Annotated in this window: 19 protein-coding genes and 1 tRNA gene; 8 read left to right on the top strand and 12 right to left on the bottom strand. The window is 64.6% G+C overall.

The window, feature by feature from the left end:
• Positions 1-117: 117 nt before the first annotated feature.
• From idnD to QMX82_RS19755, 3 genes are all read right to left on the bottom strand, one after another.
• The gene (gene idnD / locus QMX82_RS19765; protein WP_282286766.1) at positions 118-1,176 is read right to left on the bottom strand and encodes an L-idonate 5-dehydrogenase; all 1,059 of its coding nucleotides are present in this window, start codon (positions 1,174-1,176) and stop codon (positions 118-120) included.
• A 2-nt stretch (positions 1,177-1,178) separates the two neighbouring features.
• Positions 1,179-2,513 carry an MFS transporter gene (locus tag QMX82_RS19760; protein WP_282286764.1) on the bottom strand — a complete coding sequence of 445 codons (1,335 nt, stop codon included), beginning with the start codon at positions 2,511-2,513 and terminating at the stop codon, positions 1,179-1,181.
• Between the two features lie 95 nt (positions 2,514-2,608).
• The gene (locus tag QMX82_RS19755) at positions 2,609-3,376 is read right to left on the bottom strand and encodes an SDR family oxidoreductase (protein ID WP_282286762.1); all 768 of its coding nucleotides are present in this window, start codon (positions 3,374-3,376) and stop codon (positions 2,609-2,611) included.
• Between the two features lie 244 nt (positions 3,377-3,620).
• Here QMX82_RS19755 and QMX82_RS19750 point away from each other — a divergent pair, with 244 nt between their 5' ends.
• Both QMX82_RS19750 and QMX82_RS19745 read left to right on the top strand, forming a co-directional pair.
• Complete coding sequence (locus QMX82_RS19750) at positions 3,621-4,316, top strand: FadR/GntR family transcriptional regulator (RefSeq protein WP_282286760.1); 696 nt, start codon at positions 3,621-3,623, stop codon at positions 4,314-4,316.
• A gap of 8 nt (positions 4,317-4,324) precedes the next feature.
• Positions 4,325-5,578: an enolase C-terminal domain-like protein gene (locus QMX82_RS19745; protein ID WP_282286758.1), complete on the top strand. Its 1,254-nt coding sequence runs from the start codon at positions 4,325-4,327 to the stop codon at positions 5,576-5,578.
• A gap of 9 nt (positions 5,579-5,587) precedes the next feature.
• Here QMX82_RS19745 and QMX82_RS19740 read toward each other — a convergent pair whose 3' ends face one another.
• From QMX82_RS19740 to QMX82_RS19700, 9 genes are all read right to left on the bottom strand, one after another.
• Positions 5,588-6,472, bottom strand: a complete 885-nt coding sequence (locus QMX82_RS19740) for a LysR family transcriptional regulator (protein ID WP_282286756.1) — start codon at positions 6,470-6,472, stop codon at positions 5,588-5,590.
• A gap of 160 nt (positions 6,473-6,632) precedes the next feature.
• Positions 6,633-7,733, bottom strand: coding sequence for a redox-regulated ATPase YchF (gene ychF / locus QMX82_RS19735; protein WP_133861556.1), 1,101 nt, complete (start codon positions 7,731-7,733; stop codon positions 6,633-6,635).
• A 42-nt stretch (positions 7,734-7,775) separates the two neighbouring features.
• Entirely contained in the window at positions 7,776-8,360 is a 585-nt protein-coding gene (gene pth / locus QMX82_RS19730; RefSeq protein WP_133861555.1) for an aminoacyl-tRNA hydrolase, read from the bottom strand.
• 34 nt (positions 8,361-8,394) lie between these two features.
• The gene (locus QMX82_RS19725) at positions 8,395-9,018 is read right to left on the bottom strand and encodes a 50S ribosomal protein L25/general stress protein Ctc (RefSeq protein WP_282286754.1); all 624 of its coding nucleotides are present in this window, start codon (positions 9,016-9,018) and stop codon (positions 8,395-8,397) included.
• A 122-nt stretch (positions 9,019-9,140) separates the two neighbouring features.
• Positions 9,141-10,082 (bottom strand): ribose-phosphate pyrophosphokinase, encoded by a 942-nt coding sequence (locus QMX82_RS19720; RefSeq protein WP_007161553.1) that lies wholly within the window; start codon positions 10,080-10,082, stop codon positions 9,141-9,143.
• A 41-nt stretch (positions 10,083-10,123) separates the two neighbouring features.
• Positions 10,124-10,198: transfer RNA gene (locus QMX82_RS19715), tRNA-Gln, on the bottom strand.
• A gap of 25 nt (positions 10,199-10,223) precedes the next feature.
• Positions 10,224-11,084 carry a 4-(cytidine 5'-diphospho)-2-C-methyl-D-erythritol kinase gene (ispE, locus tag QMX82_RS19710; protein WP_187980413.1) on the bottom strand — a complete coding sequence of 287 codons (861 nt, stop codon included), beginning with the start codon at positions 11,082-11,084 and terminating at the stop codon, positions 10,224-10,226.
• Entirely contained in the window at positions 11,081-11,701 is a 621-nt protein-coding gene (gene lolB / locus QMX82_RS19705) for a lipoprotein insertase outer membrane protein LolB (RefSeq protein ID WP_442969402.1), read from the bottom strand. Before lolB ends, ispE begins: the two co-directional genes overlap by 4 nt.
• Positions 11,698-13,422 (bottom strand): tetratricopeptide repeat protein, encoded by a 1,725-nt coding sequence (locus QMX82_RS19700; protein WP_280308575.1) that lies wholly within the window; start codon positions 13,420-13,422, stop codon positions 11,698-11,700. The genes lolB and QMX82_RS19700 overlap by 4 nt, the downstream gene beginning before the upstream one ends.
• A 246-nt stretch (positions 13,423-13,668) precedes the next feature.
• Here QMX82_RS19700 and hemA point away from each other — a divergent pair, with 246 nt between their 5' ends.
• The 6 genes from hemA (at position 13,669) to QMX82_RS19670 (ending at position 19,059) form a co-directional block, all read left to right on the top strand.
• Positions 13,669-14,937 (top strand): glutamyl-tRNA reductase, encoded by a 1,269-nt coding sequence (gene hemA / locus QMX82_RS19695; protein ID WP_133861550.1) that lies wholly within the window; start codon positions 13,669-13,671, stop codon positions 14,935-14,937.
• The gene (gene prfA / locus QMX82_RS19690; protein WP_187980411.1) at positions 14,934-16,016 is read left to right on the top strand and encodes a peptide chain release factor 1; all 1,083 of its coding nucleotides are present in this window, start codon (positions 14,934-14,936) and stop codon (positions 16,014-16,016) included. The genes hemA and prfA overlap by 4 nt, the downstream gene beginning before the upstream one ends.
• 3 nt (positions 16,017-16,019) lie before the next feature.
• Positions 16,020-16,850: a peptide chain release factor N(5)-glutamine methyltransferase gene (prmC, locus tag QMX82_RS19685; protein WP_282286746.1), complete on the top strand. Its 831-nt coding sequence runs from the start codon at positions 16,020-16,022 to the stop codon at positions 16,848-16,850.
• Entirely contained in the window at positions 16,844-17,599 is a 756-nt protein-coding gene (locus tag QMX82_RS19680; RefSeq protein WP_133861547.1) for a molybdopterin-synthase adenylyltransferase MoeB, read from the top strand. Before prmC ends, QMX82_RS19680 begins: the two co-directional genes overlap by 7 nt.
• Positions 17,592-18,383, top strand: coding sequence for a glutamate racemase (gene murI / locus QMX82_RS19675; RefSeq protein WP_282286741.1), 792 nt, complete (start codon positions 17,592-17,594; stop codon positions 18,381-18,383). The genes QMX82_RS19680 and murI overlap by 8 nt, the downstream gene beginning before the upstream one ends.
• A gap of 151 nt (positions 18,384-18,534) precedes the next feature.
• Entirely contained in the window at positions 18,535-19,059 is a 525-nt protein-coding gene (locus tag QMX82_RS19670) for an acyloxyacyl hydrolase (RefSeq protein ID WP_208693799.1), read from the top strand.
• Positions 19,060-19,226: the final 167 nt, after the last annotated feature.

The following is a 19,226-nucleotide window of genomic DNA, read 5'->3' as shown; positions in this document are numbered from 1 at the left end:
CGTGCAGAGTATGCGCTGGCAAATCCAGCGCCGCGGTGTTCGCCTGCAAGTGGCGCCGATCAGCCGGTGGCTCGGATCGCCGCCGGAGAATTGCAGCCAGGTAGCGGTCGTTCCATCCTAGCCGAGCACCAATTGGACCTTGGCTGCCTTGGCTTTGTCGCCAGCAAGCTCCAGGGCAGCGGTAATGTCCTGTGCCGGAAACTGTGCCGAGAGCAGTGGCAAGGGGTTGAGTCTGCCACTTTCCAGCCAACGCACCGCCGTGGTGAATTCGTCGATGAAGCGAAAGGAGCCGACGAGCTCGATCTCCTTTACCAACAGGGCACCGAGCGGCAATTCCACCCGAGCGGCGCCCATGCCCAGCTGCACGATGCGGCCCTTGGGCGCGGTGAACTGAACGGTGGAGGCAATGGCCGCAGGCGCCCCCGAGGCTTCGAAGGTCACGTCGAAATAGCCGCCGTCAGTCTCCCAGGCGGCTACCTCATTCTGGTCCAGCGGATCGACCACCCGATCGGCGCCCATGGCCTGCGCCAGTTCGCGACAGCGCTCGCTGACGTCCGTACCTATCACTTCGCTGGCGCCAGCCAGCCGCGCGACCGCCATCACCAGGCAACCGATGGGGCCAGAGCCGGTCACTAGCACTCGCTTGCCCAGCAAATCACCGGCCTGGGTGACGGCGTGGAGTGCCACCGCCAGCGGTTCGGCGAACACCATCACCTCGTCACGCGCCGCTGCGGCATAGGCGATGCACTGGTGTGGCGACACGGCCACTCGGTCGCGAAAGCCACCATCGACATGGGGATCGAACTGCGCGCTACCCATGAATTTCATCCGGCGGCAGAGGTTGCGCTTGCCTTGCAGACACAGCGTGCAGGCGTTGCAAGGTTGCGAGGGATTGACAGCGACACGCTGCCCGACATGCAGGTCCAGGCCATTCAAGGGCGGTATCTGTTCCACCACCCCGACGAATTCGTGGCCCAGTACCAGCGGGTGCTTGAGAATCGACATCCCGGCCCGGCCATGCTGATAGTAGTGCAGATCGGAACCACAGATTCCTCCACGGGCGACTTTTACCAGCACCTGGGTCGTGGGATCGAAGCTCAATTGCTGGGTTTCCACGCGCACGTCTTTGGCGCTGTGGGCCACGCACGCCTGGTTGTCTATCGTTTGCAGCGCCATGATCAGCCTCCTGGGGTCTGGGATGAAGGGCGAAGTCCGGATGGGCCGGTGTCGGCAGCGGTCTTGCGCTGTCCTGGCAGGGCGATCACCTCGATGCGCCCGACCAGGAAGCAATAGGCCAGCAGGCCGGCCAGGGCCACGCCGGCGATATAGAACATCGCGTATTGAAAGCTGTGGGTACGTTCGAGCAGTACACCGATCACCAAGGGGCTGACGACGCCTGACAGATTGCCGAAGACGTTGAGAAAGCCGCCCACCGTGCCGATGAGATGGCGCGGTATCACATCGCTGCATACCACCCAGCCCAGATTGGAAAAGGCATTGGCGAAAAATGCCAACGAGAGGATGGCGATGGCGATGACGGGTTGGTCTTCAAAGAAGTTGACCAGGCAGATGCTGGTGGTCACCGCAAGTCCGAGCATGACGGGCAGCTTGCGCGCCAGGGTGCGGGAGTGGCCGCGCTTGAGTAGGAAATCGCTGAGCACTCCGCCGCAGAGCACGCCACACATGGCCATGAGATAGGGGAACATGGCGCCTATACCGGCCTTGGCGATGGTCAGGCCCAGGCCTTTCTCCAAGTAGACGATGAACCAGGTCAGAAAGAAGTACAGCGTCGAGGACGCGGCGAACTGGGCGATGAACAGGCCCCACAGTGTCCGCTGCCGCAGGAGGTAGCTGACGTCACGCCAACTCACCTTGGTCTTGCTGTTGCCCGGCACCTGGGCGTCGCCGCCACCGGCGCGGATGTGCGCCAGTTCAGCCGCGTTGGCCCGAGTGCTCTCCCGCGGATCGCGGTAGGCCATCAGCCAGTAGATCCCGAAGACGATGCCCACTGCTCCTGAAATATAGAACGACGCCTCCCAGCCCCAGGTCAGCACGATCCAGGAGAGCACCGGCGTCAGCACCGCCAGGCCGATGTACTGGGCACTGGAATAGGTGGCCGTGGCCCGTGCGCGTTCGTGATCGGGAAACCAGGTGGCGATGATCTTGGTGTTCGACGGAAAGGACGGCGCTTCGGCCACCCCAACCAGCGCGCGGCACACCAGCAGCATGGCAAAGGAGGCGGCAGCGCTGGCGAACAGATGATGGGAGGCAAACCCCATCAGCAGGGTGAACAGACTCCAGAGGATGATGGCGTAGCCGTAAAGCAGTCGTGGTCCGACGCGATCGAGCAGGTAGCCCATCGGAATCTGACTCATGGCATAGAACCAGGTAAAGGTGGAAAACAGTAGGCCGAGCTGAGTGGCGGTCAGACCGAATTCGGCCTGGATGGCCGAGCCGGCCACCGCCAGGTTGGCCCGATCCATGTAGTTGATGGCAGTGACCACAAACAGCATGGCCAAGATCCACAGACGCGCGCGAGTCGGTTTCATGAATCGCCTTTTCTTGTGCATTGTCGGGTTAGACGCGAGGGTGCGGGGCGGCGGTGGGGCTAGAGCGTGGCCAGCCAGCCACCGTCCACGTACACCATCTGCCCGTTGACATAGCGCGAGGCGGGCGCGGCCAGGAACACCGCGGTTCCCACCAACTCTTCCGGCTTGCCCCAGCGATGGGTCGGATTGCTGGCCTTGACCCAGCGATCGAATTCCAGATTCTCGACCAGCGCGGCATTCATGTCGGTCAGGATGTAGCCGGGACCGATGCCGTTGCACTGGATATCGAATTCGGCCCATTCAGCGGCCATCGCCTTGGTCAGCATCTTCACGCCGCCCTTGGCAGCGGTATAGGGCGCCACGGTTGCTCGGGCCGCTTCGCTGGTGAGCGAACCGATGTTGATGATCTTGCCGCCGCGCCCGCGTGCGACCATGCGCCGGGCGGCGGCGCGGCCAACCAGAAAAGCGCTATTGAGGTTGACGTCCAGTACCCGCTGCCAGTTGGCCAGAGACACCTCGAGCAGCGGTTCCCGATGCTGGATACCGGCATTGTTGATCACGATGTCTATCTCGACGCCTTGCTCGTCCCAGGCAGCGAATGCGGCTTCGACCGCGCTTTCGTCGGCGACGTCGAAGCAGGCGCCCAGGGCATCGTGACCGCTCGCACTCAGGCGGCCCAAGGCCTCTTGCAGGCGTTGCGGCTGAGTGCCGTTGAGAATGACGCGCGCGCCCGCTTCGGCCAGGCCTTGGGCGTAGGCAAAACCCAGCCCGCGGGTCGAGCCGGTGACGAGGGCGGTGGATCCGCTGAGATCGAACAGGGAAGCCATAGGAATACCTCTCGGGTGTCTATTGTTTTTCTATTGACCCTCACTATCTCAGCTTATCATATAAGTATCAAGACGCCTTGCCTGCCCTGGGTGCCCGCATTTTTCTCGAATATCGGGCCAGTGAGCCCCTTAGGGCTGGTTATCTAGATTACTTATATGATAAGTTTATGTAATTCTAGCTGATAGAACAGCATTTTCTAAGCCTATAATACAAGTTCAAATTACCGCTTCGAGCCCAGTCACCATGACGACCGAGAATACTGTCGACGCTATCTATGAGCGTATGAAGCGCACGATCCAGGAGGGCACCTGGCCACCGGGCGGCAAGCTGCCGTCGGAAAGCGAACTGATTCAGGCCTTCGGCGTGAGCCGGGTTACCGTACGCAGTGCGGTGCAACGCCTGCGCGGGCTGGGCATCGTGGTCAGCCACCAGGGCAAGGGGACCTTCGTCATTGAGGATCTCGCTCGCCATGGGTTGCCTAGTGACAATCGGCCGATCATGCATCTGTCGCGCGACGAATTCGACGACATGAGGGTGTTTCGTGAAACCGTCGAGTTCCGCTGCATGGCGCTGGCGGTGACCCATGCTACCGAAGCGGATCTGCTGCGCCTGGAAGAGGCGCTCAATCGGATGCTGGTGAACAAGGACGACTACGTGCGCTATTCCCAGGCTGATTTCGAGTTCCACTACGCCATCGCGCTGGCGTCGCACAACAAGATATTCATCCGCGCGATGGATGCGATCCGTCCGCTGTATCTCTACTACCTCGAAGAACTCAATCGCGTTCTGGGCATCACCCTGGAAAGCGTCAATGCGCACATCCAGGTCTATCTCGCCCTAAAGCATCGCGATGCCGAGGCCGCGGCGCGCACCCTCAACGACGCCATGAGCAGCAATCTTGACGCCCTGCAAGCGCAGGACGCTCCACGACGCCCTTAGGAGGTCCCTTGGAAGCCCTAACGATCACCAACGTAAAGACCATTCTGACTGCCCCGGGCGGCATCGACCTGGTAGTGGTCAAGATCGAGACGAATCAGCCGGGTCTCTATGGCCTGGGCTGCGCGACCTTCACCCAGCGCATCTTTGCCGTCGAGGCCGCTGTCGAGCAGTACCTCAAGCCCTTTCTGATCGGCAAGGACGCGCGGCGTATCGAAGACATCTGGCAATCCGCTGCGGTGAGCGGCTACTGGCGCAACGGTCCGGTCATGAACAATGCCCTCTCCGGGATCGACATGGCCCTCTGGGACATCAAGGGCAAGGTGGCGGGTCTACCAGTGTACGAATTATTCGGTGGCCGTTGCCGCGATGGCATTCCACTGTACCGCCACTGCGACGGCGAAGATGAAATCGCCGTCGAGGACAGTGTGCGCGCGGCAATGGAACAAGGTTATCAGCACGTGCGCTGCCAGATGGGCATGTATGGCGGTTCCGGTACCGAAGACCTCAAGCTGATCGCCGGCAAGCTGGCCAAGGCCCGCAACATTCAGCCCAAGCGCTCGCCACGTGAAAAGACGCCTGGCATCTACTTCGATCCCGACGCCTATGTGCGCGCCGTGCCGAAATTGTTCGATCACCTGCGCAGCAGCCTGGGCTTTGGGGTGGAGTTCATTCATGACGTCCATGAGCGCATCGCCCCCATCGCCGCCGTGCAGCTGGCGAAGAATCTGGAAGCTCACCAGCTGTTTTTTCTGGAGGATCCAGTGGCGCCGGAGCAGCTGGAATGGCTGAAGCTGATCCGCGGCCAGAGTTCGACGCCGCTAGCCATGGGCGAGCTCTTCACCAACGTCAACGAATTCAAGCCGCTGATCGAAAACAACCTGATCGACTTCATTCGCTGCCACGTGAGTAGCGTCGGCGGTCTCACGCCCGCCCATAAGATTGCCATCTTCGCCGACTTCCATGGCGTGCGTACCGCCTGGCATGGTCCGGGCGACATCTCGCCGGTCGGCATCGCTGCCAACCTGCATTTGGATCTGGCCTCGACCAATTTCGGCATTCAGGAATGGACGCCGCTCAACGAGGCGCTCTACGAGGTCTTTCCCGGCAGCCCGTTCTTCGAGCACGGCTATGTCTATCTGAGTGAACGTCCCGGTATCGGTGTGGACCTGGACGAAGAAAAGGCCAAGCGCTACCCGGTCGAAGGCGGTATTCCCAGTTGGACCAATGCCCGCCTGCCTGATGGTACCGCTGCGCGGCCCTGACCGCTGCGCTCAGGACGCCGCCGTCAGGCGGTCGCGCAGATAGTCCGAGAACAGCTGGACGATGCGCGCCGACTGACGATGCTGGGGATAGACCGCATAGACCGCCGCGCTGGGCAGGGCGAAGTCTTCCAGCACCTGCACCAGCGCCCCTGAGGCCAGCGCCGCGCTGATGATGAAGGTCGGCAGCACCGCGATGCCCTGACCGGCGATGGCCGCGTCCCGCACCACCTCTCCGTTGTTGGCCCTGAGCTGACCCTGCATGGGCAGCACCAGCGGCTTGCCTCCGCGCTGAAAGCGCCATTCCACCTGGCGACCATGGCCATAGAGCAGACAGCTGTGCTCGGCCAGATCCTCCGGTTGCAGCAGCGGCGGCGCCTTCTTTAGATAATCCGGACTGGCACAGGTCACCAGCTGCATCTCGGTCAGTCGCTTGGCGATCAGACTGGAATCGGCCAGGGTGCCGATGCGGATCGACATGTCGTAGCCCTCGGCGAGCAGATCCACCGCCCGGTCATTGAGATCCAGCTCCAGGCGGATCTGCGGATAGGCCGAGAGAAAATCCGGCAGCAGGGGACTCAGGTGCAGGGTGCCAAAGGTCATGGGCGCACTGACTCTCAGCACCCCCTGGGGCACCGTCCGCCGGCTGGAGAGCAACTCCTCGGTGTCGTTGACGTCTTCGAGGATCTTCACCGCTCGCTCGTAGAGCAGCATCCCCAGCTCGGTCGCCTGCAGACGCCGCGTGGTGCGGTTGATCAACCGCACGCCAAGACTTTCCTCCAGCAACAGGGTCCGCCGGCTGACGTATTGCTTGGACAGCCCCAGCTTGTCGGCGGCGGCGGTGAAGCTGCCCTCGTTCAGGGTGGTGACGAACAGGCGCAGGTCTTCGAAATTCATGGCGGCATCCAGGCAGCGGGAGACGTTCGACGGCGGTCGGATCGCCGTCATTGTGCCAAATCGCCAGGCGTCCGGTGTCAGCCAGGCCGTTGGCGAACGGGCAAAAGAAAACCCCCTCGCCACCTTGCGGTGAGGAGGGGGTTCTGGCGTTCGCCGTCGCTTAGACGTTGAAGCGGAAGTGCATGACGTCACCGTCCTTGACGATGTACTCCTTGCCTTCCAGGCGCCACTTGCCGGCTTCCTTAGCGCCGTTCTCGCCCTTGAAGGCGATGAAGTCGGCATAGGCCACCACTTCGGCGCGGATGAAGCCCTTCTCGAAATCGGTGTGGATGGCGGCGGCCGACTGGGGCGCGGTGGCGCCGACGCGGACGGTCCAGGCACGGACTTCCTTCACCCCGGCGGTGAAGTAGGTCTGCAGGTTGAGCAGTTCGTAGCCGGCGCGGATCACCCGGTTCAGGCCCGGCTCTTCCATGCCCATGGACTCGAGGAACATCTGCTTTTCCTCGTCGTCGTCCAGTTCGGCGATTTCCGCCTCGATCTTGTTGCAGACCGGCACCACCACGGCGCCTTCTTCTTCGGCGATGGCCCGGACCACATCCAGGTGCGGGTTGTTCTCGAAGCCGTCTTCGGCGACGTTGGCGATGTACATCACCGGCTTGCTGGTCAGCAGGTGGAAGCTGCGCACCAGGCGCTTCTGCTCCTCGTCCAGGCCCTTCAGCAGGCTGCGGGCAGGCTTGCCGGCCTCGAAGTGCGGAATCAGCTGTTCCAGCAGGGCCTTCTGCGCCAGGGCTTCCTTGTCACCGCCCTTGGCGTTGCGGGTCACGCGTTGCAGCTGCTTCTCGCAGCTGTCGAGGTCGGCGAAGATTAGCTCCAGGTCGATCACCTCGATGTCCCGCTTGGGATCCACCGAATTCGACACGTGGATGACGTTCTCATCTTCGAAGCAGCGCACCACGTGGGCGATGGCGTCGGTCTCGCGGATGTTGGCGAGAAATTTGTTGCCCAGACCTTCACCCTTGGAGGCGCCGGCCACCAGCCCGGCGATGTCGACGAACTCCATGGTGGTGGGGATCACCCGCTCGGGTTTGACGATCTCCGCCAGGGCGTTCAGTCGCGCATCGGGCATGGGCACGATGCCGCTGTTGGGCTCGATGGTGCAGAAGGGAAAGTTTTCTGCCGCGATACCAGATTGGGTCAGGGCATTGAACAGGGTGGACTTGCCGACGTTGGGCAGGCCGACGATGCCGCAATTGAATCCCATGGTGTGTGTCCTCGCGGAAGAAAAGGAAGAGGGTAGGGTAGGTCAGGCCTTGCGGCTGTGCAGGCGTTGCATGGCGCGGGTCAGGTCGCCGGTCAGCAGCTCCGGAACCACCTCCAGGGCGGCATCGATGCTGGTGTCGAGCAGGTCCTGCTCGCTGCGCGGTGCGCGGCCCAGCACGAAGTTGGAGACCAGGCTGGCATGCCCCGGATGGCCGATGCCCAGGCGCAGACGCTGGAAGCCGTTCTGATTGCCGAGCTGGGCGATGATGTCGCGCAGTCCGTTGTGCCCCCCATGGCCGCCGCCGGTCTTGAGGCGTGCGGTGCCGGGTGGCAGGTCGAGTTCATCGTGGGCCACCAGGATGGCTGCCGGCGGGATGCGGAAAAAGCCGGCGAGCGCCGCCACGGCCTGGCCGCTGCGGTTCATGTAGGTGGTGGGGATGAGTAGACGAACATCGTTGCCCGCGTGGCGGAAGCGCCCCACCAGGCCATGATACTTGCGGTCGACAGCCAGGCTCGCGCCCTGGGCGGCTGCCAGTCGCTCAACGAAAAGGGCCCCTGCATTGTGCCGAGTCTGGTCGTATTCGGGGCCCGGATTACCCAGGCCGACGATCAGTTGGACGGCAGTCATGTCAGGAGCCCTTCTCTTTCAGGCGTGCGAGAACTTACTCGGCAGCGCCTTCTTCGGCAGCGCCGTCAGCAGCTTCTTCACGGATGCGCGGCAGGTGGATGCTGGCAACCGGCAGATCGCTGCCGTGGGCCAGGGACACCAGCTCGACGCCAGCCGGGACGTTCAGGTCGCTCAGGTGAACGATCTGGTCCAGGGCGACCTTGGCCATGTCGACTTCGATGAATTCCGGCAGGTCTTTCGGCAGGCAGGAAACTTCGACTTCGTTGATGGTGTGCAGGATCTCGCCACCCTGTTGCTTCACGCCCACGGAGGTTTCCTGGTTCATGAAGTGCAGGGGCACGTGAGCGGTCAGCTTCTGACCGGCGATGACGCGCAGGAAGTCGGCGTGCATGACGTAGCCCTTGGAGGGGTGACGCTGCAGGGCCTTGACCAGCACGCTTTCGTTGCTGCCATCAACCTTCAGGGTGATGACGCTGGCGAAGGCGGCTTCGCTTTCCAGCATCTTGGCCAGGTCTTTGCCGACCAGGGTGATGGACGTCGGAGCCTTGTCGCCACCGTAGATCACGGCGGGAACGTTACCGGCATTACGACGCAGGCGGCGGCTCGCACCTTTCCCCAGGTCGGAACGCACTTCGGCATTCAGAGTGAAATCAGACATTGTGAATCTCCAGGATAAGGAATCGGCAGACCGGGACTTGCGACCAGTTCCACGGCCCTACCGACTAAAAAGCCCCGGCGGGTCTTTTCGACCTTCCGGGGCGCTTCCAGAGCGGCTGTTCCTTAACGGAACATCGCGCTGATGGATTCTTCGTTACTGATCCGGCGTACCGCCTCGGCCACCACCGGCGCGATGTCCAGTTGGCGGATACGGCTGCAGGCCTGAGCCGCGGCGGACAGCGGAATGGTGTTGGTCACCACCAGCTCGTCCAGCACGGAGTTGTCGATGTTCTCGATGGCCCGACCCGACAGCACCGGGTGGGTGCAGTAGGCCAGGACCTTGGCGGCGCCGTGTTCCTTCAGGGCCTTGGCCGCGTGGCACAGGGTGCCGGCGGTATCGACCATGTCGTCGACCAGCACGCAGGTGCGGTCCTGGATGTCACCGATGATGTGCATCACTTCCGACTGGTTGGCCTTGGGACGACGCTTGTCGATGATCGCCAGGTCCACACCCAGACTCTTGGCCACGGCACGCGCACGCACCACGCCGCCGATGTCCGGGGAGACGATCATCAGATTTTCGAAACGCTGGTCTTCGATGTCATCCACCAGGGCGGGGGAGCCGTAGATGTTGTCCACGGGAATATCGAAGAAGCCCTGGATCTGGTCGGCATGCAGATCGACGGTGAGCACGCGATTGATGCCCACCACGGTCAGCATGTCGGCCACGACCTTGGCGGTGATGGCGACGCGTGCGGAACGCGGACGGCGATCCTGGCGGGCATAACCGAAATAGGGGATGACTGCGGTGATACGAGTGGCCGAGGAGCGGCGGAAGGCATCGGCCATCACCACCAGTTCCATCAGGTTGTCGTTGGTCGGCTCGCAGGTGGGCTGGATGATGAAGACATCCTTGCCCCGCACGTTCTCGTTGATTTCGACGCTGATCTCGCCATCGGAGAATTTTCCGACGGAGACGTCACCGAGAGGGATATGCAGCTGGCGCACGATGCGCCGTGCCAGATCGGGGTTGGCGTTCCCCGTGAAGACCATCATCTTGGACACGCTGCAGTTCCTGCGGCTTGAGGTGGGTCTTGGAAGGAAAATGGCAGGGGCGGCTGGATTCGAACCAACGCATGGCAGGATCAAAACCTGCTGCCTTACCGCTTGGCGACGCCCCTGTATCTTGCAGAGTACTAGCTGTACTCATTCTCTGGTCAGGCTTGCCAGCGCCCGGTGCAACATGGAAGTGTTGCTACCTTTGGCCACGAAGCCTGGAAGTGATGCTGGTAGCTGGCTAGCTACTGTATCAGCTTCGGTCTTATTTGGAAAGCTTCCAAATATGCAACCTCCAGTGCCGGTTAATCTAGCTGAAACAAATTTGTTTAGCAAGATCAAAGCGTTACGAATTTCTGGGTAACGCCTTTCGACCGTACTCTGGCAGTCGTTTCGACCTGACCACTTGAGAACGGCGCAAACTTTAATGGCGGGAGTGTCCCGTGTCAACAGCGGATCTGAAAAAATTTCTGCTGTACTTACAGAGACTTGCGGCACGGCCACGAGATACCAGGGTTCCGGGGGGGTGACCGGGGTGAGCTTTTCCCCCACGCCCTCGGCGAAGGCGGCCTGGCCGCGGACGAATACCGGCACATCGGCGCCCAGGCGCAGCCCCAGCACCGCCAGGTCGTCGAGGCTGGCGCCCAGGCCCCAGAGATGATTCAGGCCAAGCAGGGTGGTGGCGGCATCCGAACTGCCGCCACCGATACCGCCGCCCATGGGCAGGCGTTTGGTCAGCCAGAGGTCGGCGCCTTTGGTCGTGGCGCTTTCCTGCTGCAGCAGCCGGGCGGCGCGCAGGATGAGATTCTGCGCGGGGGCGACGCCCGGCAGACCGTCGTGCAGTTGCAATTCGCCGTCATCCCGTCCGGCAAAGCCCAGGTCGTCGCCCCAGTCGAGAAACTGGAACAGCGTCTGCAGCTCGTGATAACCGTCCGCGCGGCGGCCGAGGATGTGCAGGAACAGATTGAGCTTGGCCGGTGCCGGCAGGGTGAAGGCAGGCGCTGCGGTCATTTGCCCAGCTCGCGCGGCTGCCAGGTCTTCACCACCAGGATGACTTCCAGGTCCTTGCCGGTGAGCTTGAGGCGCTCGGGCAGGGTGTAGCCGTTCTGCTCGGTGTAGCGGGTGTATTCGACGGTCCAGCCGTCCTGTACCAGACGCGCCAGCTGGCTGTCGGCGTCCAGGGTCAGCTGGCTGCGACTGTCCGGCGCCGGCAGGCCGCGCACCCACCAGAGCAGGTGCGAGACCGGCAGGCGCCAGCCGAGTTGCTGTTCCAGCAGGGCTTCGGGGGAATCGGCCTGATAGCTGCCCTGGCCGGAGACATCGAGGGTGACGGCGCCCGGACGGCCGGTGAGTCGGGTGGCGCCGCGGCCCAGGGGGCCGGCCAGGCGGATGTCGTAATAGTCCTGGCGCTGCAGCCAGAACAGGGTGCCACTGCCGGAATCGCGCGGGGCGCGGATGCCGACCTTGCCGTCGATCTGCCAGCCGTCGAGGGCGGCGATACGTTTTTTATGAGCCTGCCACTGGGCGGCATTGCCCTGGCCTTCCACGGCCTCCTGGCGAGAGGTGCTGGCGCAACCGGCCAGCAGGGCGAGCAGCAACAGGGTGACGAAGGTACGCACGCGGATCATCGGAGGGTTTCGCTTCCAGTCAGGCGTTTGAGGGTACTGCGCAGGATGGCGTCATCGGCGTCGGCGTCGAGGCCCACGCGCCAAACCTTGCGCGCTTCGCTGCGCTTGCCCTGGGCCCAGAGCACCTCGCCCAGGTGGGCCGCCACTTCGGCGTCGGGGAAGCGTTCGTAGGCCTGGCGCAGATAGCGTTCGGCGTCGGCCAGCTGGCCCTGGCGATAGCGGATCCAGCCCATGCTGTCGAGGATGGCCGGGTCGTCCGGGCTCAACTGGTGCGCCTTGTCGATCAGCTGGCGTGCCTCGGCCAGCCGTGGGGTGCGATCGGCCAGGGTGTAGCCGAGGGCGTTGAGCGCCATGGCGTTGTCGGGGTCGTGGGCGATGATGTAGCGCAGATCGCCTTCCAGCTGACCGAGGTCGCCGCGCTTTTCCGCCAGCATGGAGCGGACATAGAGCAGGTTGAGGTCATTGGGATACTGCTGCAGGGCCTGCTGCACGGTCTGGTCGGCGAGGGCGGTCTGGTCGGCACTGGCCAGGCCTTCGACTTCCAGCAGATAGAGCGGCACGGCGTATTCGCTCTGGCGCTTGCGCGCCTCGGCCAGGCGCTGACGGGCCTCGGCGATGCGCCCGCTGCCCAGCAGGATTTCCGCCTGGCGCTGCTGGGCGGCCAGGTAGTCGGTGCCCGGCCCGACCTGGGTGTATTCGGCCAGCGCCTGCTCGGGCTGGTCGAGTTCTTCGTAGCTGCGACCCAGGTTGAGGTGCGCGGCATCCACGTGGCTGCCGCGGTCGATCAGTTCCTTGAGATAGATCTGGGCTTCGCGCCAGGCCTGGGCCTCCAGGCAGACCAGCGCCAGGGAGAATCTCAGGTCATCGTCATCCGGGAACTGGGTGACCAGCTCGGCGAATTCGCGCTTGGCCTGGTCCAGGCGATCCAGCTCCACCAGCAGCCGGGCATGGGCCAGGCGCAGGCGGCGGTCTTCCGGGTGCTGGCGGATGCCGGCTTCGAGCAGCGGCAGGGCCTCGGCGCTGCGGTCCTGGCTCTGCAGCAGGCGGGCGCGCAGGAGCAGCGGCGCGACTTCGCGCCTGGCCGCCGGATTGCGCTCCAGCAGCTTGAGGGCCTCGTCGGCACGGCCGTCCTGCTGCAGCAGCAGCGCCTTGCCGAACAGCAGCTGGCCGTTGTGCGGATACTTGGCCAGCAGCCGGTCGAAGCTCTTGAGCAGGCCGGCGCGGGTGGCCTCGTCGGTTTCCGCCGCCGAGAGGGCGAGGAAATCGAAGTGGGTGTCGCCCTGGCCCTGGAGCACGCGCTCCATGTAGACCATGGATTCGTCATAGCGACCGGCGCGGGCCAGCATGATGGCGGCGGCGCGCTGGGCATCCAGGTTGTCGGGGGCGTTGCGCGCCCAGATCTGCGCGGTTTCCAGCGCCGGGGTATCGGCGCCCAGGTACTCGGCGATGCGGAAGGCGCGCTCGGCGACTCCCGGGTCCTGGGTCGACTTGGCCTGCTCGACATAGTTGGTCAGGGCGATATCGAATCGGTTGCGCTGCCCGGCCAGCTCGCCGACCAGCAGGTCATAGAGGGTGTCTTCGCGAAAGGAACCGGCCGGTTGCGGCGTGCTGGTCTTGGCGGTGGGCGGCGGGATGGCGGCGGCGGGCGTCGGCTGACGGCCGAGGTTCTGGCAGCCGGCGAGCAGCAGGGCGGTCGTCAGCAGCGCAAGGTATCTGGTCATAGGGTCAAGGCGGCCTTTTTACAGTCGGTCCATCATGCCACAAGAGTCGCCGTGGCCGCGTCGCGCATGCGCAGCGGCCGGCCGAGAAGTGCGGTGGTCGAGGCTGTTGACGCCTTTTGCCCGGCAAGATTCATTCGCCCAGGCTATGACGGCGATTGTCCGACGTCTCGTCGCTGCTGGTTGTCGCCACCGCCCGCGCGTAGGACAATGTTCGGCTTTCCCCAATCCGTTCGACTGCTTGCGTCCATGGCCTTTCTCGCGCTCGGCATCAATCACAAGACCGCCTCGGTTGAGGTGCGCGAACGTGTGGCCTTCACTCCGGAGCAGACGGTCGAGGCCCTGCGCCAGCTGGAGCAGGCCACCCACAGTCGCGAAGCGGCGATTCTGTCCACCTGCAATCGCAGCGAACTCTACCTGGAGCTGGAGCCCAGCCTGGCGGAAGCCGTGCTGGCCTGGCTCGCCCAGTATCACCGGGTGCCCCTGGAAGACCTGCGCGCCAGCATCTATCTGCACCAGGACGAGGCTGCGGTCCGCCACATGATGCGGGTGGCCGCGGGGCTGGATTCCATGGTGCTGGGCGAGCCGCAGATCCTCGGCCAGCTCAAGTCGGCCTATGCCGTGGCGCGCGAGGCCGGCACCGTCGGTCCGCTGCTGGGCCGGCTGTTCCAGGCCACCTTCAATACTGCCAAGGCGGTGCGTACCGACACGGCGATCGGCGAGAATCCGGTGTCGGTGGCCTTCGCCGCGGTCAGCCTGGCCAAGCAGATCTTCAGCGACCTCAGTCGCAGCCAGGCGCTGCTGATCGGCGCCGGCGAGACCATCACCCTGGTCGCCCGCCATCTGCACGAGCAGGGCGTGCGGCGCATCGTCGTCGCCAACCGCACCCTGGAGCGCGCCAGCCACCTGGCGGAAGAATTCGGCGCCCATACCGTGCTGCTGGCCGACATTCCCGACGAACTGGTCAACAGCGACATCGTCATCAGTTCCACCGCCAGCCAGTTGCCCATCCTCGGCAAGGGCGCGGTGGAACGCGCACTCAAGCAGCGTCGCCACAAGCCCATCTTCATGGTCGACATCGCCGTGCCGCGCGACATCGAGCCGGAGGTGAGCGAGCTGGAAGATGTCTACCTCTATACGGTGGACGACCTGCACGAGGTGGTGGCGGAAAATCTCAAGAGTCGCCAGGGCGCCGCCCAGGCGGCCGAGAAGCTGGTGCTGGCCGGGGTCGAGGACTTCATGCAGCGGCTGCGCGAGCGCGCCGCGGTGGACGTGGTCCGCGCCTATCGCCAGCAGGGCGAGCAGATCCGCGACGACGAACTGGCGCGCGCCCAGCGCCAGCTGGCCAATGGCGTCGATCCCCAGGAAGCCCTGGCGGCCCTGGCACGCAGCCTCACCAACAAGCTGATGCACGCCCCGAGCGTGCAGCTCAAGAAACTATCCGCCGAGGGGCGCGTCGATGCGCTGACCTTGGCTCAGGAACTCTTCGCCCTCGACGAGGGTTTGGACAAGACATGAAGACCTCTCTGTTGCACAAGCTCGACGGTCTGCAGGACCGTTTCGAGGAGCTGACCGCGCTGTTGGGCGACGCCGAAGTCATCAGCGACCAGACCCAGTTCCGCGCCTATTCCAAGGAATACGCCGAACTCGAGCCGGTCAACCAGGCGTTCACCGAATACCGCAAGGTGCAGGCCGACCTGGAGGGCGCCCAGGCGCTGCTCAAGGACAGCGATCCGGATCTGCGCGAGATGGCCGAGGAAGAGGTGACCAGCGCCAAGGCGCGGCTACAGGAACTGGAAGACGAACTGCAGCGCATGATGCTGCCGCGGGATCCCAATGATGGCCGCAACGTCTTCCTGGAAATCCGCGCCGGTACCGGCGGCGACGAGGCGGCGATCTTTGCCGGTGATCTGTTCCGCATGTATTCGCGCTATGCCGAGCGCCAGGGCTGGCGCCTCGAGGTGCTCTCGGAGAACGAGGGCGAGCACGGTGGCTTCAAGGAGGTGATCGCCCGGGTCGAAGGCGACAGCGTCTACGCCAAGCTCAAGTTCGAGTCCGGTGCGCATCGGGTGCAGCGGGTCCCGGAGACCGAATCCCAAGGCCGCATCCACACCTCGGCCTGCACCGTGGCGGTGCTGCCGGAGCCGGACGAACAGCAGGCCATCGAGATCAATCCGGCCGATCTGCGCGTTGACACCTATCGCTCCTCCGGCGCGGGCGGTCAGCACGTCAACAAGACCGACTCCGCGGTGCGCATCACCCACCTGCCCACCGGCATCGTGGTGGAGTGCCAGGAAGAGCGCTCCCAGCACAAGAACCGCGCCAAGGCCATGGCCTGGCTGTCGGCCAAGCTCAATGACCAGCAGGACGCGGCGGCGCACAAGGAAATGTCCGACACCCGCCGGCTGCTGGTGGGGTCGGGCGACCGCTCCGAGCGCATCCGCACCTACAACTTTCCCCAGGGCCGGGTGACCGATCACCGCATCAACCTGACCCTCTATTCGCTGGGCGAGGTGGTCAACGGCGACGTCCAGCAGATCATCGATCCGCTGCTGCAGGAATACCAGGCCGACCAGCTGGCGGCGCTGGGAGACTGAGCCATGGCCACCATCGGCGCCCTGTTGCGCGAAAGCCAGCTGCCGGATTCATCCAGCGCCCGGCTGGACGTGGAATTGCTGCTGGCCGCTGCCCTGGACAAGCCGCGCAGCTACCTGCGCACCTGGCCGGAAAAGCTGGTGCCGCGCGAGGCCCTGGCGCGTTTCCAGGCCGATCTCGAACGGCGCCGGCAGGGTGAGCCGGTGGCCTATATCCTCGGCCAGCAGGGCTTCTGGTCGCTCGATCTGGAGGTGAGTCCGGATACCCTGATCCCCCGCCCTGATACCGAGGTGCTGGTGGAAACCGCCCTGGCGCTGCCCCTGGGCGACGAGGCACGGGTACTGGACCTGGGCACCGGCAGCGGCGCCATCGCCCTGGCCCTGGCCCATGAACGACCGCGCTGGCAGGTCAGTGGCGTGGATCGCATCGCGGCGGCGGTGGAACTGGCGCAACGCAATGCCCAGCGCCTGCGCCTGGGCAATGCGGTCTTTCAGCAGAGTCACTGGTTCGGCGCCCTCGCCGGACAGCGCTTCGACCTGATCGTCAGCAATCCCCCCTATATCGCCGGCAGTGATCGCCATCTGGACGAGGGCGACGTGCGTTTCGAGCCGCGCAGCGCCCTGGTGGCTGGCGTCGATGGCCTGGACGATATCCGCGAACTGGTCGCGGCGGCGCCCGCGCACCTGCAGCCGGATGGCTGGCTGTGGCTGGAGCACGGCTTCGACCAGGCCGCCGCGGTGCGCGATCTGCTGGTTCGCCAGGGCTTCATCGAGGTCGAGAGTCGCCAGGACCTGGGTGGTCACGAACGCATCAGCGGAGGGCGTCGGCCATGCTGAGCGACGGCGAACTGCTGCGCTACAGCCGGCAGATCCTGCTGGCCCAGGTGGATATCGCCGGACAATTGCGGCTGAAAGACGCCAGGGTGCTCATCGTCGGTCTTGGCGGTCTGGGTTCGCCGGTGGCGCTCTATCTGGCCGCCGCCGGCGTCGGCGAATTGCACCTGGCCGACTTCGACCAGGTCGACCTGAGCAATCTGCAGCGCCAGGTGCTGCACGATGAAAGCCGTATCGGCCAGGGCAAGGTGGATTCCGCCCTGCAACGGCTGGCTGCGCTCAATCCCGAGGTGCGCCTGGTGCCACTGCGCGAAGCGCTGGACGCCGACAGTCTGGCGGCGCGCATCGCCCTGGTGGATCTGGTGCTGGACTGCTCGGACAACTTCACCACCCGGGCGGCGGTGAATGCCGCCTGCGTGGCTCAGGGACGCCCGCTGGTGAGCGGCGCCGCCATTCGCCTGGAAGGCCAGCTCAGCGTCTTTGATCCGCGTCGCGCCGACAGCCCCTGCTATCACTGTCTCTATGGCGAGGGCAGCGAAGCCGAGCTCAGTTGCAGCGAAGCCGGGGTGCTGGGTCCGGTGGTGGGTCTGGTGGGCAGTCTGCAGGCGCTGGAAGCGCTCAAGCTGCTGGCCGGCTTCGGCGAGCCCCTGGTGGGGCGGCTGCTGCTGGTGGATGCGGCGGGCAGTCGCTTCCGCGAATTGCGGGTCAAGCGCGATCCGGGTTGCCCGGTGTGCGGCGCCCGCCATGGCTGACGAGGCGCCGGTCGGGGTCTTCGACTCGGGCGTTGGCGGCCTGTCGGTGCTGGCGGAGATCCGCCGCCTGCTGCCAGCGGAAACCCTGCATTACGTCGCCGACTGCGGGCATATTCCCTATGGCGAAAAGACCCCTGCCTTCATCCGCGAGCGCTGCCAGCTGATCGCGGCGCGGCTGCACGCGCAGGGCGCCAAGGCCCTGGTGGTGGCCTGCAACACCGCCACCGTGGCGGCGGTGGCCGATCTGCGCGAACGCTATCCCCGGTGGCCCATCGTCGGCATGGAACCCGCGGTCAAGCCCGCCGCGGCGGCGACCCGCAATGGCCGGGTCGGGGTGCTGGCAACCACCGGTACTCTGCAGAGTGCCAAGTTCGCCGCCTTGCTGGACCGCTTCGCCCTAGGCGTCCAGGTGCTGACCCAGCCCTGCCCGGGCCTGGTGGAACAGGTCGAGCGCGGCGACCTGCACGGCCCCGAGACCCGCCGCTTGCTGCAGGGCTTTCTCGCACCCCTGCTGGCGGCGCAGTGCGACACCCTGATCCTGGGCTGCACCCACTATCCCTTCCTGCGCCCCTTGCTGGCCGAACTGGTGCCGTCGCAGGTCATCCTGGTGGACACCGGCGCCGCCGTGGCGCGGCGCCTGCAGAGTCTGCTGGCGCGGGACGAGCGCCTGGCGGAAGGGCCGACCGGCCCTACGCGATTCTGGACCTCGGGCGATCCCGCCGAGCTTCGCGCCGTGTTGCCGCAACTCTGGCCGGCAGGGGCCGAGGTAAAGGCGTTCGTCTGACTTTTCCCTCGGGGTTTTGCTCGCCAAATACCGGTCCAGCGACTAGCATCCGACCTTGTAGGTAAAATATCCAGGGCTGTGAACACCTTCACGTCTTGATGGTCAATGCTGGCAGTTCGTAAAAACTAGAAACATCCATAAGGGCACTCACATGAACAAATTGCTTTCCCTTGCAATGGCCGCCGCGCTTTCGCTGGGTGGCGTGGCCTCGGCACAGGCTGTGGAAATCACCGGGGCAGTCGGGGCCACCAGCCAGAGCGGCATGACCTACCGCATCGGTGCTGGCTGGAATTGGGACAAGAGCTGGTGGCAGAGTTCGACTGGCCGCCTGACCGGCTACTGGGATGCGGGCTACACCTATTGGGAAGGCGACAACGGCCGGTCTTCCGACCAGCATTCGCTGTCCTTCGCTCCGGTGTTCGTCTACGAATTCGGCCAGGGCCAGGTGAAGCCCTTCGTCGAAGCCGGTATCGGCGTCGCCGTCTTTTCCAGCACCAGGGTTGGCGAGCAGGACCTGGGCTCGGCCTTCAACTTCGAAGACCGCATCGGCCTGGGCCTGAAGATCGGCGACACCCAGCGCGTGGGCATCCGGGCGACCCACTATTCCAACGCCGGCATCAAGCAGCCCAACGATGGCATTGAGTCCTACGCCCTGTTCTACAGCCACACGCTTTGAGCAGGCGCTGATCGCGCAGGAAAAAGCCGGACCTAGTCCGGCTTTTTTGTGTCCTTCTTGCGCGCCATGCCGCGGTAGGTCGCCCGCGCGCGCGGGGGCCGTTCGCCCCGGGCCCCCCGGGGCGGGAGGTTGTGGTCCCCCGGGGGGGGGCTGTGTCTTATTCACAA

The organism is Pseudomonas sp. PS02302 (assembly GCF_029959585.1).
Classification (GTDB): Bacteria; Pseudomonadota; Gammaproteobacteria; order Pseudomonadales; family Pseudomonadaceae; genus Chryseomonas; species Chryseomonas aestiva.
Note: the sequence above shows the minus strand (reverse complement) of the source record. Positions and strands in the feature narration are given on the sequence as shown.

What these genes read in the sequence shown, in the direction of transcription:
- hemA (WP_133861550.1), top strand. Translation starts at nt 13,669, where the DNA reads ATGGCCTTTCTCGCGCTCGGCATCAATCACAAGACCGCCTCGGTTGAG.
- idnD (WP_282286766.1), bottom strand. Translation starts at nt 1,176, where the DNA reads ATGGCGCTGCAAACGATAGACAACCAGGCGTGCGTGGCCCACAGCGCC.
- QMX82_RS19755 (WP_282286762.1), bottom strand. Translation starts at nt 3,376, where the DNA reads ATGGCTTCCCTGTTCGATCTCAGCGGATCCACCGCCCTCGTCACCGGC.
- prmC (WP_282286746.1), top strand. Translation starts at nt 16,020, where the DNA reads ATGGCCACCATCGGCGCCCTGTTGCGCGAAAGCCAGCTGCCGGATTCA.
- ispE (WP_187980413.1), bottom strand. Translation starts at nt 11,084, where the DNA reads ATGACCGCAGCGCCTGCCTTCACCCTGCCGGCACCGGCCAAGCTCAAT.
- prfA (WP_187980411.1), top strand. Translation starts at nt 14,934, where the DNA reads ATGAAGACCTCTCTGTTGCACAAGCTCGACGGTCTGCAGGACCGTTTC.
- murI (WP_282286741.1), top strand. Translation starts at nt 17,592, where the DNA reads ATGGCTGACGAGGCGCCGGTCGGGGTCTTCGACTCGGGCGTTGGCGGC.
- lolB (WP_442969402.1), bottom strand. Translation starts at nt 11,701, where the DNA reads ATGATCCGCGTGCGTACCTTCGTCACCCTGTTGCTGCTCGCCCTGCTG.
- ychF (WP_133861556.1), bottom strand. Translation starts at nt 7,733, where the DNA reads ATGGGATTCAATTGCGGCATCGTCGGCCTGCCCAACGTCGGCAAGTCC.
- QMX82_RS19700 (WP_280308575.1), bottom strand. Translation starts at nt 13,422, where the DNA reads ATGACCAGATACCTTGCGCTGCTGACGACCGCCCTGCTGCTCGCCGGC.
- QMX82_RS19750 (WP_282286760.1), top strand. Translation starts at nt 3,621, where the DNA reads ATGACGACCGAGAATACTGTCGACGCTATCTATGAGCGTATGAAGCGC.
- QMX82_RS19725 (WP_282286754.1), bottom strand. Translation starts at nt 9,018, where the DNA reads ATGTCTGATTTCACTCTGAATGCCGAAGTGCGTTCCGACCTGGGGAAA.
- pth (WP_133861555.1), bottom strand. Translation starts at nt 8,360, where the DNA reads ATGACTGCCGTCCAACTGATCGTCGGCCTGGGTAATCCGGGCCCCGAA.
- QMX82_RS19760 (WP_282286764.1), bottom strand. Translation starts at nt 2,513, where the DNA reads ATGCTGTTTGTGGTCACTGCCATCAACTACATGGATCGGGCCAACCTG.
- QMX82_RS19740 (WP_282286756.1), bottom strand. Translation starts at nt 6,472, where the DNA reads ATGAATTTCGAAGACCTGCGCCTGTTCGTCACCACCCTGAACGAGGGC.
- QMX82_RS19670 (WP_208693799.1), top strand. Translation starts at nt 18,535, where the DNA reads ATGAACAAATTGCTTTCCCTTGCAATGGCCGCCGCGCTTTCGCTGGGT.
- QMX82_RS19680 (WP_133861547.1), top strand. Translation starts at nt 16,844, where the DNA reads ATGCTGAGCGACGGCGAACTGCTGCGCTACAGCCGGCAGATCCTGCTG.